This window comes from Nigerium massiliense, from assembly GCF_000826085.1.
Taxonomy (GTDB): Bacteria; Actinomycetota; Actinomycetes; order Propionibacteriales; family Propionibacteriaceae; genus Propioniciclava; species Propioniciclava massiliense.
In genome coordinates this window covers 1519999-1535516 of the sequence record NZ_CCYM01000003.1, presented here as the reverse complement: position 1 = coordinate 1535516, position 15518 = coordinate 1519999, and the positions used below count along the sequence as shown (strand labels likewise).

Here is a 15518-nt window from a genome sequence, read left to right as displayed (position 1 = left end):
TAAAGACAACCATGCCGGTTGGTAGCTTGAATTCAATGATCTACAAACGGGCCTACACCACGCCCACCATGGAAGCGCTGTGGGATGAGCGGGCGCTTCTCGAAGCTATCGTGGAGGTGGAACGCGCCCTTGCCGGGGTGGAAGCGGAGCTCGGACTTATCCCTCACAAGGCTGCAGATGAAATCGGCGCGGCCGCCTTGTCGGACGCTTTTATGCAACGGCTGGCACAGGGGCAGGTAGGAAATCCTCTTGTCGGAGTGCTCGACGCGCTGCGTGCTGAGGTCTCAGAAGGAGGCCGGGCATGGATTCACTACGGAGCGACGACCCAGGACATTTTAGACACCGCCCGCGCGCTCCAAATCCGGGGCGGAACAGAATTGCTCATCGCCGAAGCGGATGCCTTGGCAGATGCTGTCGCTGACCTTGCCGAGCGTTATGCGACCACCCCCGCCGTCGCCCGCACGAACGGGCAGCATGCCTTGCCCACGACCCTGGGGACACGCTTTGCCCGATGGCTGGCGGAAATTGAGCGCAACCGGGAACGCCTCGCCGGAATGCGCTTACGGACAGAACGGATCCAGTTCTCAGGTGCGGCAGGAACCTACGCGTCACTCGGTGAGGCGGGTCCGCGCGTCGCCGACCACCTCGCCGCTGCGTTAGGCCTTCGTTACGAATACCAGCCCTGGCATGCGTCCAACGACACTATGAGCGAGTTGGCGTGCACGGTGGCGATCTGGGGTCAGTCTCTGGCCAAACTTGCTGAGGACCTCTTTGACATGCAGCGTACGGACTTCGGCGAGGCCCGGGAGGATACGGACCGCCACAGCTCCGGGTCGTCGACGATGCCACAAAAGGTCAACCCGTTCGCCACGATGAAGATTGAGGTTGGGGGGCGTCTGGCTGCGGGAATGGCGGCCACGATTTTGATGCAGCCACCTGCCTCTCTCGAGCGAGACCACCGGCTCTCCGAGGTACAACGCGACCTGATTCCCCAACTCTTCGTGGCCGTGGAAGGGTCCTGCGCCCACATGCTCGAGTTGCTGCCCCGGGTCCGCTTCGACGAAGCCGCGCTTCAGCGGAATCTCAATGCGGAGGGGGTGCTCCTCCTCACGGAGAGCATCATGATGGAGCTTGCCCCCATCATCGGGCGCGATGTAGCGCATGACTTGCTCCAAGAATTCGCCCAGGTCCATCGGGAATCCGGTGTCACTTTGGAGGACTTTATCGCCACACGGCCCGAGGCAGCCCCCCTAAGCGGGGTAGATTTTCATGCTTTATCCGAGCCATCCTCGGCCTCCGGGCTTTCGGCAAAGCTTGCGCGCGACGCCGCACAGCACCAGAGGAACCAGTCATGACGCCAGGCGCATTCCGGATAGCAGTCACGACCCAATAGTCCTGCTCGGGGCGCGCTCCTGGGTGGTCGCCCTGCGCGGTGCTACTTCCGTGGCAGATTGAGGAGCCCCAGTTCCTGCACGATCTGTTCCAGTCGCTCTGTTCGTTCCAGCGTCCGCGCGGGAGCCTGCCTCTCCATGGCGATAAGGAGGGACTCGAGGACCAGCAGCATGGTGGCGCGGCTTTTGAACAGCGGGGTTGGGTCGGCATAGACCATCAGGACGTAGTCGCAGTAACGCCGGAGCGGACTGGCGGAGCGATTGGTGAGCAATATCGTGGTGGCGCCGATGGAGTGTGCGAGACGGAGGCTCGTATCAAGCGCCTTGGGGTGCCGGTCGAAGGCCGTGGCAAAAAGGACAGACTCCGAGGAAAGATCGACGAGCTCGTGCGCCATCATATCCGCCCCCGGCAGGAGGTGTACCCCAGTGCGCACGTAGCAAGAGAGCAGGTAAAAGTATTGAACCAGGCTCCGTCCCGTGGCAGTCGAGCCCAGAAAGAGCGGCCTGCTCTCGTCACCAAGCAGCGCGGCGACATCGGCGAACTGGTCTAAGGAAATCGTGCTCAACGTCCGCTCAATATCGTCAATGCTGCGACGCAGATGTCGGGTAACCTCGCCCCCAGCCTGCTGCGGGATGGGCTCAATCCCCCGCTGCAACGGTCGATCATAATTTGCGGCGACCTCTCGCCTCACAGCTGCGGAAAAGTCCTTGAAATCGGTATAGCCAAGCTTGCGCACGAACCGGGTGACGGAAGCGGCACTGAGTTGATTCGCCTCCGCAATGGTGGCCAGATTCTCGAGCGCGACGTCAGGAAACGACCCCTCCATATACGCAGCAAGTTTGCGATCGGCAGGGGTTTGCTCGGCCAGGGAGGAGATCCGTCCGAACAAGCTGTCGTCCATCCGTGGCCTCCCTCGGTTCGCCGCTCGAGTCGGACATCGTCGCTGTCTCGCCGCTAGCCCTGGAACCTTAGCGTCTGATCCGGGAGATGTCTCATCGATCTCGGCCTGACGGCCCCACCGGCGCACAGTCTCTGGGGTCGAAACCCCGACCAGCTCAGCAACCTTGACCACAGCCGGCCAGCCACCCCCATGGGCCGGGCGAGTCTCGTGAAACATCCGCGCCGCCCGTGTTCTCAACTCAGCCGGGTAGCGCCTACTCACGCTGCCCGGCATAACCCCAGCCGTCCCAAAGTTCGGAGCCTCCGGACATCCCGTGGCGATTCAACCAGTATCAGGCCCAAGGCTTTGCTCAGACGTTCCACGCTGATATCGCTCGCGTCGCGCGGTAGCGTGAGCCGGCTGCCAGTACTGGGCAGGGGCTGCGGCTTTCGGGGTCTCGGCGTCGTGTTCGCAGGCGGTGGCTGACCGCAGAGGCAAACAGCCCTCTTCCGCGGATCACGCGCGCACCCCGGGCTGGCCGCCGCCGGCATTCCCGCCGCAATGAAACCTCTAGCCCTGAAACTGGTCCGGGTTCAGCACTGATCACGTCACGCAGACGAACCGGCCCCGGACTGGCACAGTCTGGGGCCGTCGCTCATCCCTACGGGCTAGTGACACTCAGTCGCTTGGCTACTGCCGTACTTGCAGCGATCACCCGAGCCGGGCACGGTCGTCCAGTGCGATCCAGGAACGGCCGGGACCGGTGCGGGCGCCTGCACGGGCTGCGTGTACTGCGGCTGCGGCGCCGGCTGAACGGGCTGCTGAACCGGCGCCTGATGCTGCGACTGGGGTGCCGGCTGAACGGGTGCCTGATGTTGAGGCTGCTGCGGCACCGGCGCCTGATACTGCGGCGCTGCCGGCTGCTGCGCTGCCGGGGCAGCATCCTGCGGCTGCTCAACCGTGACGGCCGGCTGCCCAACCCGAGCTGCGGACTGCTCTACCGCCGCGGCTTGCGTTTCAGGGGCGGTGCGGGCCCGCTCGACGCCTCAACCGGGGCCGGGTTTCGCTCACGGTCGGCGTCGCAGCAGGGGTGGAGGTGGGCGTCTCAGACGGTGTCACGTCAGCGCTCACCTGCTGCGCCACCGGAGCCGGCGACGCCTCATTGCTGGCGCTACACCCGGCAAAACCGAACCTTCAGCAGTCCCTGGGCGCGGTTGGAGGAGCGAGGCGGGCGCTCGCCTGGTCTTGTCACTCGACCGTAGAATCCGGAGTGACGCTGGCGAGCCATTCGGGTAGTCCTGTGGTGACTACCTCTTCTCACGTGGTGGCGAAGGGACTACTCCTACGGCAGAGGACGAGGGTGCCAGGCAGTCTGCGTGGCGATCGGTCCGTTCTGAAGGAGAATGACCACGAAGGAGTTCATGGCCGACCGGTTGGAAACGACTGTCGGGCACGTGTCGGGTAAGGACTTCGCTGCGCAGTTGACTCCCTCGTGGTGGGGCTCTGAATGAGGCCTTCATACAGCTTGCCGGAACAGCAGGACGCAACTCCGGAGCCTTGGCGTACGCCGGAGCCAGCTCCCCGTCATGAGGCCGTTTGCTCTCAGAAACAGGTTCCGGCTACGCAGAGGGGCTGGCGCCTCCCAAAGGATGGCGCCAGCCCCTCCGTGCGCTTGCAGCGGTCAGCTGCTGACGACGGGAGCAGCCGTAACGGCAAAGGCGGCAGCACCGACGATTCCCGCCTTGTTGTGCAAGGTCGCGGGGACGATCGGGGCGTCGAGCCTCAGTAGAGGCAGAAAGTGGTCGGCGTTCGCGCTTACACCGCCACCGACGACGATGAGGTCCGGGTTGAACAACTTCTCGATCTCCGTGAGGAAGCGCTGGAGCCGCTCGGCGTACTGCACCCAGCCCAATTGCTCGCGGTCGCGCACAGACGCGGCGGCTCGGGTCTCTGCGTCGTGTCCGTCGATCTCCATGTGCCCGAACTCGATGTTCGGCACGAGCACACCGTCGACGAGCAGTGCCGTTCCGATGCCGGTTCCGAGAGTGACCACGAGGACCGTGCCGCCGACCCCGCGCGCCGCGCCGTACCGTTCCTCGCCGATGCCGGCGGCGTCTGCGTCGTTGAGCACCGTGACAGGACGTCCCACGCGGTCCTCCACGAGGGCGTGGATGTCGCATCCGACGAAGGATTCGTCGAGGTTGGCGGCCGTGCGCATGACACCGGCGCGGATGACACCGGGGAGGGTGACGCCGACGGGTGCGTCGCCGTGGCTGTCAGCGAACCCGTCGACGATCTTGACGACCGCCTCGGTGACGGCCTCGGGAGTGGCGGGTCGCGGGGTCGGGAACAGCAGGGTGGGGGAAGTCAACTCTCCGGTGGACAGGTCGACCGGAGCGCCCTTGACGCCGCTGCCGCCGACGTCGATGCCGAGGGTGATCATGCCGCGATGAGCTGCGCGCGGAGCTTGCGGTTCGCCTGCTCGACGTTCAACCGAGTGAGGATGAGCCAGATGAGAGCACTCGCGACCGCGGGGATCCACAGGTACATCAGGTACAGCATGGTGATCGCCGCAGGCGACTGCGTCGCGGCGCTGCCGTCGTAACCGCCGGCCGCGAGGAGCCATCCGGCGAGGGCCGTGCCGATGCCGCCACCGATCTTCACGCCGAGAGTGGTGCAGGAGAACATCATCCCGTCGATGCGCTTTCCGCTGCGGAGGAACGAGTAGTCCGAGGCCTCGGCGATGAGGGCGTTGAGCGTGCCCTGCAGGGGGCTCATACCCAGGGAGGCGAGGGCTGAGAAGGCCAGCATGAGCGGGATGCTGTGCATGTAGGCCGCGGCCACGACACCGAGGCGACCGATCGTCGCGATGACATATCCGACGGAGTTGATCTTGTACATCCCCGCGAATCGGGAAACGAGGATCGGGGTGAAGAGCAGACCGATGATCATCGGGATGTTGATCGCCCACGAGAACACGCCCAGCAGGTTCGCGTCGAGCAACACCCACGTCATGAAGTAGATGCCCATGTTGATGGTGGCCGTGTAGATCTGCTGGATCAGGTAGATGAGCAGGATCTCCATGTAGTACTTGTTGCCCAGCAGGATGCGGGCGCCTTCCTTGAAGGTGTAGTTGGCTGCAGCCGCAGCCTTCTCGTCGATGCCTTCGGCGAGCTCCTCCGCGGAGAGCTCCTTGACGGAGAAGACCGAGATCGTGTTTACGACGAGGCCGATGATCGCGTAGATGATCGCGATCCAGCGCCACCCTTCGGCGCCACCACCGAGGGCTTGGACGCCCCTCACTGTGAAGGTCTGGATGAGCATGCTCGTGGTGAAGGCGAACATGAACCGGATCGAGCCCATCTGAACGCGCTCGGCGGCGTTCTTCGTGATGAGCGCGGTGAGCGCGCCGTAGGCGATGTTGTTGGCCGTGAAGAACACCGAGTTGAGCAGCGAATAGGCGATGAAGAACCAGACGTACTGCATCGTCTCGGAGAGGGACGCGGGGATGGCGAAGCTCGCCACGAGGGTGACGGCGCAGCCGACGTAACCCCACAGCATCCACGGGCGTGCCTTGCCCATCCGGCTGCGCGTGCGGTCCAGCAGGGCGCCGAACGCGATGTCGGTGACGCCGTTGAACATCTGGGCGATCATCATCAGCGTGCCGATGACGCCCGCGTTGAGCCCCATCTGATCCGTCAGATAGATCATCAGGAAGGCAGACAGGAACGCGTAGACGACGTTTCCTGCGACGTCGCCCGATCCGTAGCCGATCTTGTTTCCCCAGTTCAGGTAGGTCTTCTGGGGTGCCGCTGTCACGGTCATGACGCTTGCCTCTCGGGGTGCCGCTGTCGCGGTCAGTGGGTGGTGGGGATGAAGGTGAAGTCCAGGAGGTAGGACTCGGCGTCGACGCGGTGGGCCGGGTCGAGGACGGGGCCGCAGCTGTTCGAGCCGACGCCGGCGTGGGCGTGGTCGATGCACAGGACGACGTCGTCGCTCTCAGCCAGGTCCACGTCGTGCGTGGTGGCGGTGAGCTCCTCCTGCGTGTAGCGGGAGGCGTTGAACGAGAACGGCGTGGCCGCCACGACGTTGAGCTCGGTGTGGCCATCGGAGAGGGTCACGAGGTCGCAGTCGTGACGGCTGCCGTTCTCCTGCGGCCGGATGTAGTCGGTGAAGAGACCGCGCACGTCGTCGACGAACCGTCCGTGCCAGGCAGATTGGTGCTTGTCGGAGTAGTTCTCGTGGGGGCCCATGCCGGTGTAGGTGACCTGGTCGAACGCCGCGTCGAGGAAGAGACGCAGGCCGAGCCGCGGCAGCGCCGGGAAGCCGGGGGTGCGCCGGGCGTCCATGGACATGTGCAGCCGCCCGAGCGCGTCGACGGACCACCGGGTCCGCATCCGCAGGATGGGCTGCACAGTGGGGGCGACGACCGCCATGTCGAAGGTCAGATCGACGCGAGCGGTTCCGTCGTTCGGCGGGATCTCGTGCGAGTAGGCGCGGGCGGCCGCTGCGTCGTAGTGCGCGCGGCGCCACGCGGGGGCGACGTACATGTCGTTGTCCGTGGGGGCTCGCCACACGTTGACCTCGGTGGGACGGGACAGCAGGTCTCGCCCGCCGACCTCCAGCGACTCCGGCAGGCCAGTGTCGACCGAGAACGCGTATCGGAATCCGTCGCCGGTGACGACAATCCGACGGTCGTCCTCGGATGCGGAGGGGGCGGCACCGGTGGCGGAAGCACCGACGAGGGCGACCGCCTCGCCGTTGCGCGGGTCGGGGGTCTCGAGTGAGATCTCGTCGAAGCCCAGGTCGTGCCCGGCCTCGAGCAGCCCGTCGCCGGCGTGGAGCCCGTACTGGAGACGCAGGTGGCAGCGTCCGTTCTCGGGCACGTCGACGTCCAGGGTGAGGTCGGCCACCTCGTGCGGGGCGACGGACCCGGGCAGGTCCAGCATGCCCGAGTCGACGACGACGCCGTCACGGGCGAGCTCCCACGTGACGTCGAGGTGACCGGCGAGGTCGGTGAAGTCGAGGTCGTTGCGCAGCCGCAGGGCGCCGGTGTCCTGGTCGTAGGAGACGACGCGGGCGGGACGCTGGACGTTCTTGAGCTCCAGCAGCCCGACGTGGGGGCGACGGTCGGGCGTGAGGAGACCGTCGACGCAGAAGTTGCCGTCGTGGATGCTCTCGCCGAAGTCGCCGCCGTAGAGGAACCGCGGGCGTCCGTCGGGGCCGGTGCCGGCCTGGACCGCGTGGTCCGCCCACTCCCACACGAACCCGCCGCACATGCGCGGATCGGCGTGGATGAGCTGCCAGTACGCCTCGAAGTCGCCGGGGCCGTTGCCCATCGCGTGGCAGTACTCGACGAGCAGGAACGGCTTGTCCGGGTTCTTGTCGAGGTAGGCGTGGATCTCGTCCAGGGCCGGGTACATGCGGCTGTAGAGGTCGATGTGCGAGTAGTCGTACGTGCGGTCCGAGCTGCGGTAGTAGGCGCTCTCGTACTGGCTCACGCGGCTGGGGTCGTAGCTCTTCATCCAGGCCAGGGCCGTCTCGAACGTGCACCCGTAGGCGCCCTCGTTGCCGGCCGACCAGGAGATGATCGACGGCCGGTTCTTCTCGCGACGCACGCAGAGTTCGACGCGGTCGACGATGGACTCCGTCCAGTCGGGGTTCTCCGCGATGGGCTTGTTCCAGTGCTCGACGACGTTGTCCCAGGACTCGTCCGCGAGCTGCTGGAGCTGGGTGCCGTGGCTCTCGTTGTCGGCCTCGGACATGACGAACAGGCCGTACCGGTCGCAGAGCTGGTAGAAGCGCGGGTCGTTGGGGTAGTGGGCGCTGCGGACCGCGTTGATGTTGTGCTGCTTCATGAGCATCAGGTCACGGCGCATGTGGTCGAGGTCGACCACGGGGCCGGTGACCGGGTCGGTGTCGTGACGGTTGACGCCGCGCAGGGTGACCGGCCGACCGTTGACCTTGAGCACGACGTCCTCGATCGTCACCTCACGGAGGCCGACCTCGTCGGTGACGACCTCGCCCGGGGTCTCGATGACGAGTCGGTAGAGGGTGGGCGTCTCGGCGGTCCACAGCAGCGGTTCCGCGACGGTGAGCGTGGCGCGGTGCGTGAACTCGCCCAGACCGTCGACGGGCTCCATCGCGGCGGTGGCGACATCCGTGCCGTCGGGGGCGGTGAGCGTGAGGGTGGTGGGCACCTCGCCACCGCGGAAGGCGCCTCGGACCTCGACCCGGGCCGAGCCGTCGGCCTCCAGGTGGGTGGTCGTGAAGTAGTCGTAGAGCACCGCGGCGGGACGGGAGAGCAGGTAGACGTCCCGGATGATGCCGCTGGTGCGGAACTTGTCCTGGTCCTCCAGGTACGTGCCGTCGCACCACTTGAAGACGAGGACGGCCAGGTGGTTGCGTCCACTGCGCAGGTGCGGCGTGACGTCGAACTCGCTCGTGGCGTGCGTCACCTGGCTGTAGCCGACGTACGCGCCGTTGAGCCACACGTAGAAGCAGGAGTCGACGCCGTCGAACGACAGGGTGTGGCTCGGCAGGCTCTCGTCCGCGCTGTGGTCGAAGTCGAGGGTGTACGCGGCGCACGGGTTCTCGGCGGGGATGTGCGGCGGGTCCAGCGGGATGGGGTAGCGGATGTTCGTGTACTGGTGGGCGTCGTGGCCGGCGGCCTGCCAGATGCCGGGGACCGGCGTGTCCTCGAAGCCGTCCAGCTCGCCGGCCTCGGTGACGAACGTCTCGTCGAGGTCGCGCACGTCGGCGGCGTAGCGCATGCGCCACGTCCCGGACAGCAGCTGCACGCGGTCGGACTCCTCGCGAGCGGTGACGACGTCGACCACCGGGGCACCGGCGGGGATGTAGTAGGACCGCGCCGGGAGCGTGTTCTCGTGGAGGACGGACAGGGTCCGGTGATGGCTCGGAAGCAGCGTCATTGGCGTTCCTTTATGGCTCGAATGTTTGCGTAACTATTTGGCGATGAGCCCGATCATGCTGGCGACCTTTACGCCTGTCAAGGGGTTGCGTCACATCAGTGTTAGCGCAATCATGGACGTGAGATGTTCGCGCTAACGCGTCGTCGCTCGGGGTCGGTCGACCCCGGGGCGTGCCCAGAGAGAGGAACGGTCAGTGACGACCACGAGTCAGCGGGTCACGGCTTGGACACCGCAGGAGGGGATCAGCTCCGCGGTGGAGCTGTTCACGCGCACGTTCGGAACGGACCCCGCGGGGGTGTGGGCGTCGCCCGGTCGCGTCAACCTCATCGGCGACCACGTCGACTACAACGGCGGGCTGTGCCTGCCCATCGCGCTGCCCCACCAGACGTACGTGGCGCTGAGCCCGGCCGAGGACGGCCGCATCCGGATCGTCTCGGACTTCGAGGGTGTCGAGGTCTGGGAGGGGCGGATCGAGGACATCGCCCCCGGCGGTGTCGAGGGGTGGGTCGCCTACGCCGCCGGTCCGGCGTGGGTGCTGCGGGAGGACGGCCTCGACGTCGGTGGTTTCGATGCCGCGATCACCTCGTGCGTCCCGGTCGGAGCAGGGTTGTCCTCCTCCGCGGCGGTGGAGTGCTCGATGGCGCTGGGGTTGGCCGAACTCGCGGGCCGACCGTTCTCGGGGGACGACGCCGACCGTGCCCGCCTCGCGGCGCTCTGCACGCGCGCGGAGAACCTCGTCGCCGGCGCCCCGACGGGCGGTCTCGACCAGGCCGCCTCCCTGCGGGCCGGTGACGCCCACGCCCTGCTCCTCGACTGTGCGGACGGTGCAGCGCACCAGGTGAAGCTCCCCTTCGACGAGCAGGGCCACGCGATCCTCGCGATCGACACCCACGCCTCCCACCAGTTGGGGGACGGGCAGTACGCCGACCGTCGTGCCTCGTGCGAGGAGGCGGCGTCGCTCCTCGGTGTGGGGTCCCTGCGAGAGGTGGCCGACACGACGTCGGTCGTCGACCTCGACGCGGTCCTCGACGGTCTCCCGGAGGGGACCCTCCGGTCCCGCACGCGGCACGTGCTCACGGAGATCTGGCGGGTGCAGGAGTTCGTCACGGCCCTGGAGGCCGGGGACATCGCCACGGCCGGGCGTCTGATGGTCGAGTCGCACGCGTCGCTCCGCGACGACTTCGAGGTGTCCGTCGCCGAGCTGGACACGGTCGTCGAGGCGGCCATGGCCGCCGGCGCGTCCGGCGCCCGGATGACCGGCGGCGGGTTCGGTGGCAGCGTCGTCGTGGTGGCGCCGGAGCGCCAGGTGGCCGCGATCGCCGAAGGCGTCCGTGAGCTCGCCCGGCGTCGCGGGCTGCCGGAACCCCAGGTCCACCAGGTGCGGGCGTCAGCTGCGGGGGGGCGTCTCCGGTGAGCGAGGTGTCCACCTCGGCTCCACGCGGCGACCTCGGGTGGGGACGACGCGCCACGGCCAAGGAGGTGGCCGCTCTGGCCGGGGTCTCCCCGCAGACGGTCTCACGCGTGGCCAACGGACTCGACAACGTGCTGCCCGAGACGCGCGAACGGGTCCTCGACGCCATGGCGCGGCTCGGCTACGCACCCAACGCCGCAGCCCGGGCCCTGCGGACCGGTCGGTCGACGAACCTGGGACTCATCGCTTTTCAGCTCTCCCGCACCGGTGAGGCGCACATCATCGACGCGATCTGCTCGACGGCTCGGGCACGCGGCTACGACGTGGTGCTCACGACCGCGGCCGACGGATCCGCGGAGAGCCTCAACCGGGCCATGGTCGGAGCCCGTGCCGGTGTCGCCGGGCTGGTGGTGCTCGGCCTGGAGACGGTCGCGGTCAACCACCTGCGGCTGCCCGCCAACCTGCCCGTCGTCATCGCCGACTCGCGAGGGCTGTCCGTCCCGACCGTCGGGTGCGATCAGGCCGAGGGGGCTCGCCTCGCCGTGGAGCACCTCCTCGCGGGAGGCGCCCGCACGGTGCACCTGGTCGCGGGACCCGAGACGTCGCTGCAGTCGCGTCAACGCCTCGACTCCTGGTGTCAGGTGCTGCTCGCGGCGGGTCGCGAGATCCCCACGCCGCTGCACGGGGACTGGAGCGCCGAGTCCGGGTACCTCGCCGGTCGGCAGCTGGCGGCCGACGCGGGCGTGGAGGCGATCTTCGTCGCCAACGACGAGATGGCCGGTGGCGTCCTGCGGGCGCTGCACGAGGCCGGCCGACGTATCCCCGAGGACGTGGCCGTCGTGGGGTTCGACGACGTCGACGCCGAGTACCTCTGGCCGCCTCTGACCAGCCTGCGGCAGGACTTCCGTGCCATCGGGGAGGGCCTCGTCGCCGCACTCCTCGAACAGGTGGCGACACCCGACGACCGCGTCGTCGGGCTTCGTGAACCTCGCCTCATCGCGCCCACGCTCGTCGTGCGCGCCAGCAGCACCCCCACCGTCGTGCCGGTGACGGCACGGGAAGGACGGAAGTCATGACGCAGCACGGACTGCAGGCAGCCCGACGCAAGATGCTCGACGCCGACGTGGGTCCGGGTGCCATCCGGGTGTTCGAGAGCAACTACGCTCAGCTCGAATCCGGTGCCGAGTGCTTCATCCGCGAGGCCGACATCGCCCCGCTCGAGGAGGTCGACCTGCTCGCGGAGCTCCCCGCCGACCCGGCGGCCGAGGAGGAGGCGATCCGGCACACCGCGATCCTCAAGCTCAACGGCGGACTCGGGACCTCGATGGGCCTGTCGGCCGCCAAGACCCTGCTGACGGTGCGCGACGGCCTGACCTTTCTCGACATCATCGTCCGGCAGGTGCTCGCCGCGCGGCGACGCCACGACGCCCGCCTGCCGCTCCTGCTCATGACGTCCTTCCGCACGCACGACGACACCGTCGCCTTCCTCGAGCGGTACCCGGAGGTCGCGGTCGGTGACCTGCCGATCTGCTTCGTGCAGAACCTCGAACCGAAGCTGCTGGTGGAGGACCTGACGCCTGCGACCTGGCCGGCCGACCCTTCGCTGGAGTGGTGCCCGCCGGGGCACGGCGACGTCTACACCGCGCTGACCGACAGCGGCCTCGTGGCCCGACTGCTCGCGGAGGGGTTCGAGTACCTGGCTCTCGGCAACGGCGACAACCTCGGCGGCGCCCCGGACGCGCGCATCGCGGGCTGGTTCGCTGCCTCGGGCGCGCCGTACGCCGCGGAGCTGTGCCGCCGTACCGTCAACGACCGCAAGGGCGGGCACCTCGCGATCCGCCGCCGTGACGGCCGCCTCATCCTGCGCGACACGGCGCAGACCACCGCCGATGAGATGCACTTCTTCACCGACACCGACCATCACCCGTACTTCCACACGAACAACCTGTGGGTGCGGCTGTCGTCACTGCAGTCGCTCATGGAGGAGCGTGACGGCGTGCTCGGTCTGCCGCTGATCCGCAACGAGAAGACGCTCGACCCCACCTGCAAGGACACTCCCCGTGTGGTCCAGATGGAGACCGCGATGGGTGCGGCGGTCGAGGCCTTCGAGGGGGCGACGGCGATCGGCGTCGGTCGAGAGCGGTTCGTGCCGGTCAAGACGACGGCCGACCTGCTGCTCCTGCGGTCGGACCTGTTCGAGCTCGACGAGGACTACCGGCTCAGGGCGCAGGGGGCCATGCCGTCGATCCAGCTCGGGGACGCCTTCAGGCTCATCGAGGACTTCGACCGGCGCGTCCCTGCACCGGTGTCGTTGCGCGACGCCCGTTCCCTGCGCGTCGACGGCGACGTCACCTTCGGGCGGGGCGTGCGCGTGGCCGGTGACGCCGTCATCGAGACGTCGACGCCCCTGCGCATCCCGGACGGGGCCGAGTTGGGTGGCGACTGACCTTCTCCGCGCCGACGCTCGGGTGGTACTCGTTCACCGCGTCACGGGCCGGCCCGGGGGCGGGGAGTCGAGCGCACTCGACTCAGCCTCGGCGCCCACCCACCGGAGCGGGGCCCGTGCTCGCGCGGACCATGAGCGTCGAGGGGAGGACCCGCTGACCGGTCAGGCGCGGACCCCTGCGGGGAGAGGCGATCTGCTCCATGAGCAACTCGATGAGGCTCTCGCCGAGGTGGGAGAAGTCCTGCTGCACGCTGGTCAGCGAGGGCCACAGGAACCGGCCGAGCAGGTCGTCGAACCCCACGACGGACACGTCGTCGGGGACGCGCAGTCCCGCCTCGAAGAGGGCACGGTACAGGCCCGCCGCCATCTCGTCGTTCGCGGCGAAGACGGCGGTCACACCGGGGTCGGCGGCGAGTTGCTGCCCGAGCCGGTAGCCCGACTCCGGCGACCAGTCGCCGTGCAGGATCTCCGGGGCCGGTCGTCCTGCACGGTCGAGGGCTGCCCGCCACCCGCTCGCTCGCAGCTGCGCCGAGGACGAGTCGGCGGGTCCACCGATGTGGTGCACCACCTCGTGCCCGAGCGACAGGAGATGCTCCGTCGCCGCGAGGCCACCGCTGAACTGGTCGTGGCCGGCCGCGGGGATCGCCAGCGGCCGCGAGTCGGCGAGCACGGTGGGCAGGCGGGGCGGGAGGCGCAGGTCGTCGACGTCGGTGGCGTCGATGCCGACCACGATGATGCCCGCGACGACCTGCTGCAGACGCGCGATCGCCTCGTTGAGGTCGGCCGCGGCGCCGCTGGCCGCGAGGGCGAGGGAGACGGAGTAGCCGCGCGCGTGGGCGGTCGCCGTCACGCCCTCGACCACGTGCGCCTCACCGGTGCGCGTGAGGTGGTGGACGACCAGACCGATGAGGTCCGAGCGTCCCGCACGGAGGTTGCGGGCCGCTGCGTTCGGGGCGTACCCCACCTTCTCCATCGCCGCCAGGACCCGTTCGCGCGTCTCGGGCCGAACGTTGGTGGCGCCGTTCGCGACGCGGGACACGGTCTGAGGCGAGACGCCGGCCAGAGCGGCCACGTCCTGCCCGGTCGCGCGGCTGCTCCAGCCGATACCGCCACGGCGGGGGGCGCGTCCGGCGGGGCGCGAGTCCTCCGAGGGGTCGGTGCGTGGGGTGTCCATGGTCACGTTGACATCATCGCAGCTCGTCATGCGCCGTCCCGACCAGGGGATGAGCATGTCGTCGTGTCTGGTACGAGGATCAGGGCTGTACTCATCCGAACGTGATTTCGCTATCACGACAACCGATGTCGTCGTTCCTGGCGACGCCCATCCATGAAGGAGAGTCATGACACGCCTAATCCCCGCCGAGGCCCAGCTGCCGGATTCCGTCGTGTCGGGACGGCAGGTTCGTCTTTCCCTCGGTGATGCCGTGGCGGTCGTCACCGAGGTCGGCGCGACCCTGCGTACCTACAGCGTCGGGGACCGTGACGTGATCGTGCCATTCGGCGCCGACGAACTCGCTCCCGGCTGCCATGGAGCCGTCCTCGCGCCGTGGCCCAACCGCCTCGGCGATGGTGTCTACGACTTCGACGGTGAACATCACCGCCTGCCGTTGTCGGAGCCCGAACGGGACAACGCGATCCACGGACTCGTCCGGCACGAGCGGTGGACGATCGTATTCGCCTCACCGACCGCCGCGGAGTTCCTCCTGGACCTCGTGCCTCGGCCGGGCTATCCGTTCCCCCTGCGGATGCGGATGCGCTACGAACTGACCGCCAACGCCCTCACGGTCACCCTGACCACGACGAACACCGGACGCACGCGCGCACCCTTCGGAGCCGGGTTCCACCCGTGGCTGTCCCCGGGCGGATTCGCCCTCGACGACTGCGAACTCGAGATCGACGCCGCCGGGTGGCTCCGCACGGACGCGCGACTCCTTCCGATCGCATACGAGGCCGTGCCCACAGTGAAGGACTTCAGCAGCGCGCGCCGCGTCGGCTACGCCCGGCTCGACGACGGCTTCACCGCTCCCGAGGGAGCGTCACGTATCCGGCTCATCGCGCCTGACGGGTCCGTCGCCGAGGTCCGGGCGCTGCAGGGCTTCGGCTACTGGCAGGTCTTCACCGGCGACGGACTCCCCGGGCGATGGCTGCGCAGCGGCCTCGCCGCCGAGCCCATGACCTGCCCGGCCGACGCCTTCCGCAGCGGCGACGGACTAGTCGTGCTCGAACCCGGCACGTTCCACACGTGCAGTTTCGCTCTGGCATTGGGGCGTCCGAACTGACCGCATGGAGACGGGGATTCATCAGCAAGACTCTGCCCAAGGGGAGTGAAAGACCATGAGGAGGAGTGAGTGGCAATCTCGGAGCATCAGGGGGCGGAACTCAAGCGGGGTGGGATGGCTGGCGTGACGAGCCGATCACATCGTCATCCCAGGACAGTCTCGGCCGTGCGCCTTTAGC

10 protein-coding genes are annotated in these 15518 nt (G+C 68.0%); 5 read left to right on the top strand and 5 right to left on the bottom strand.

Annotated elements, in window-relative coordinates; translation table 11 throughout:
* Positions 1-35: 35 nt before the first annotated feature.
* A complete protein-coding gene (locus BN1187_RS13560) occupies positions 36-1355 on the top strand; it encodes a lyase family protein (RefSeq protein ID WP_235750679.1) in 1320 nt (439 codons plus the stop codon).
* 80 nt (positions 1356-1435) lie between these two features.
* Here the strand turns inward: BN1187_RS13560 and BN1187_RS13555 are convergent, their stop codons facing one another.
* From BN1187_RS13555 to BN1187_RS13540, 4 genes are all read right to left on the bottom strand, one after another.
* Positions 1436-2293, bottom strand: coding sequence for a MurR/RpiR family transcriptional regulator (locus BN1187_RS13555; protein WP_040162470.1), 858 nt, complete (start codon positions 2291-2293; stop codon positions 1436-1438).
* A gap of 1660 nt (positions 2294-3953) precedes the next feature.
* Positions 3954-4715 carry a polyphosphate--glucose phosphotransferase gene (gene ppgK / locus BN1187_RS13550; RefSeq protein WP_040162468.1) on the bottom strand — a complete coding sequence of 254 codons (762 nt, stop codon included), beginning with the start codon at positions 4713-4715 and terminating at the stop codon, positions 3954-3956.
* Positions 4712-6097, bottom strand: coding sequence for an MFS transporter (locus BN1187_RS13545; protein WP_040162466.1), 1386 nt, complete (start codon positions 6095-6097; stop codon positions 4712-4714). The genes ppgK and BN1187_RS13545 overlap by 4 nt, the downstream gene beginning before the upstream one ends.
* Positions 6098-6129: 32 nt before the next feature.
* Positions 6130-9204, bottom strand: coding sequence for a glycoside hydrolase family 2 TIM barrel-domain containing protein (locus tag BN1187_RS13540; protein ID WP_040162465.1), 3075 nt, complete (start codon positions 9202-9204; stop codon positions 6130-6132).
* Between the two features lie 193 nt (positions 9205-9397).
* Between BN1187_RS13540 and galK the strand changes: the two genes are divergently transcribed.
* Genes galK through BN1187_RS13525 form a run of 3 tightly spaced genes read left to right on the top strand, consistent with a single transcriptional unit; the run spans position 9398 to position 13061 of the window.
* Positions 9398-10618 (top strand): galactokinase, encoded by a 1221-nt coding sequence (galK, locus tag BN1187_RS13535; protein WP_040162464.1) that lies wholly within the window; start codon positions 9398-9400, stop codon positions 10616-10618.
* The gene (locus BN1187_RS13530) at positions 10615-11691 is read left to right on the top strand and encodes a LacI family DNA-binding transcriptional regulator (protein WP_082034714.1); all 1077 of its coding nucleotides are present in this window, start codon (positions 10615-10617) and stop codon (positions 11689-11691) included. The genes galK and BN1187_RS13530 overlap by 4 nt, the downstream gene beginning before the upstream one ends.
* Positions 11688-13061, top strand: coding sequence for a UTP--glucose-1-phosphate uridylyltransferase (locus BN1187_RS13525; protein WP_040162463.1), 1374 nt, complete (start codon positions 11688-11690; stop codon positions 13059-13061). Before BN1187_RS13530 ends, BN1187_RS13525 begins: the two co-directional genes overlap by 4 nt.
* Before the next feature lie 82 nt (positions 13062-13143).
* On the opposite strand, the gene BN1187_RS13520 is transcribed toward BN1187_RS13525, so the two are convergent.
* Positions 13144-14235: a LacI family DNA-binding transcriptional regulator gene (locus tag BN1187_RS13520; RefSeq protein WP_052462803.1), complete on the bottom strand. Its 1092-nt coding sequence runs from the start codon at positions 14233-14235 to the stop codon at positions 13144-13146.
* Positions 14236-14401: 166 nt separating this feature from the next.
* Between BN1187_RS13520 and BN1187_RS13515 the strand changes: the two genes are divergently transcribed.
* Positions 14402-15340, top strand: coding sequence for an aldose 1-epimerase family protein (locus tag BN1187_RS13515; protein WP_052462729.1), 939 nt, complete (start codon positions 14402-14404; stop codon positions 15338-15340).
* Positions 15341-15518 lie beyond the last annotated feature (178 nt).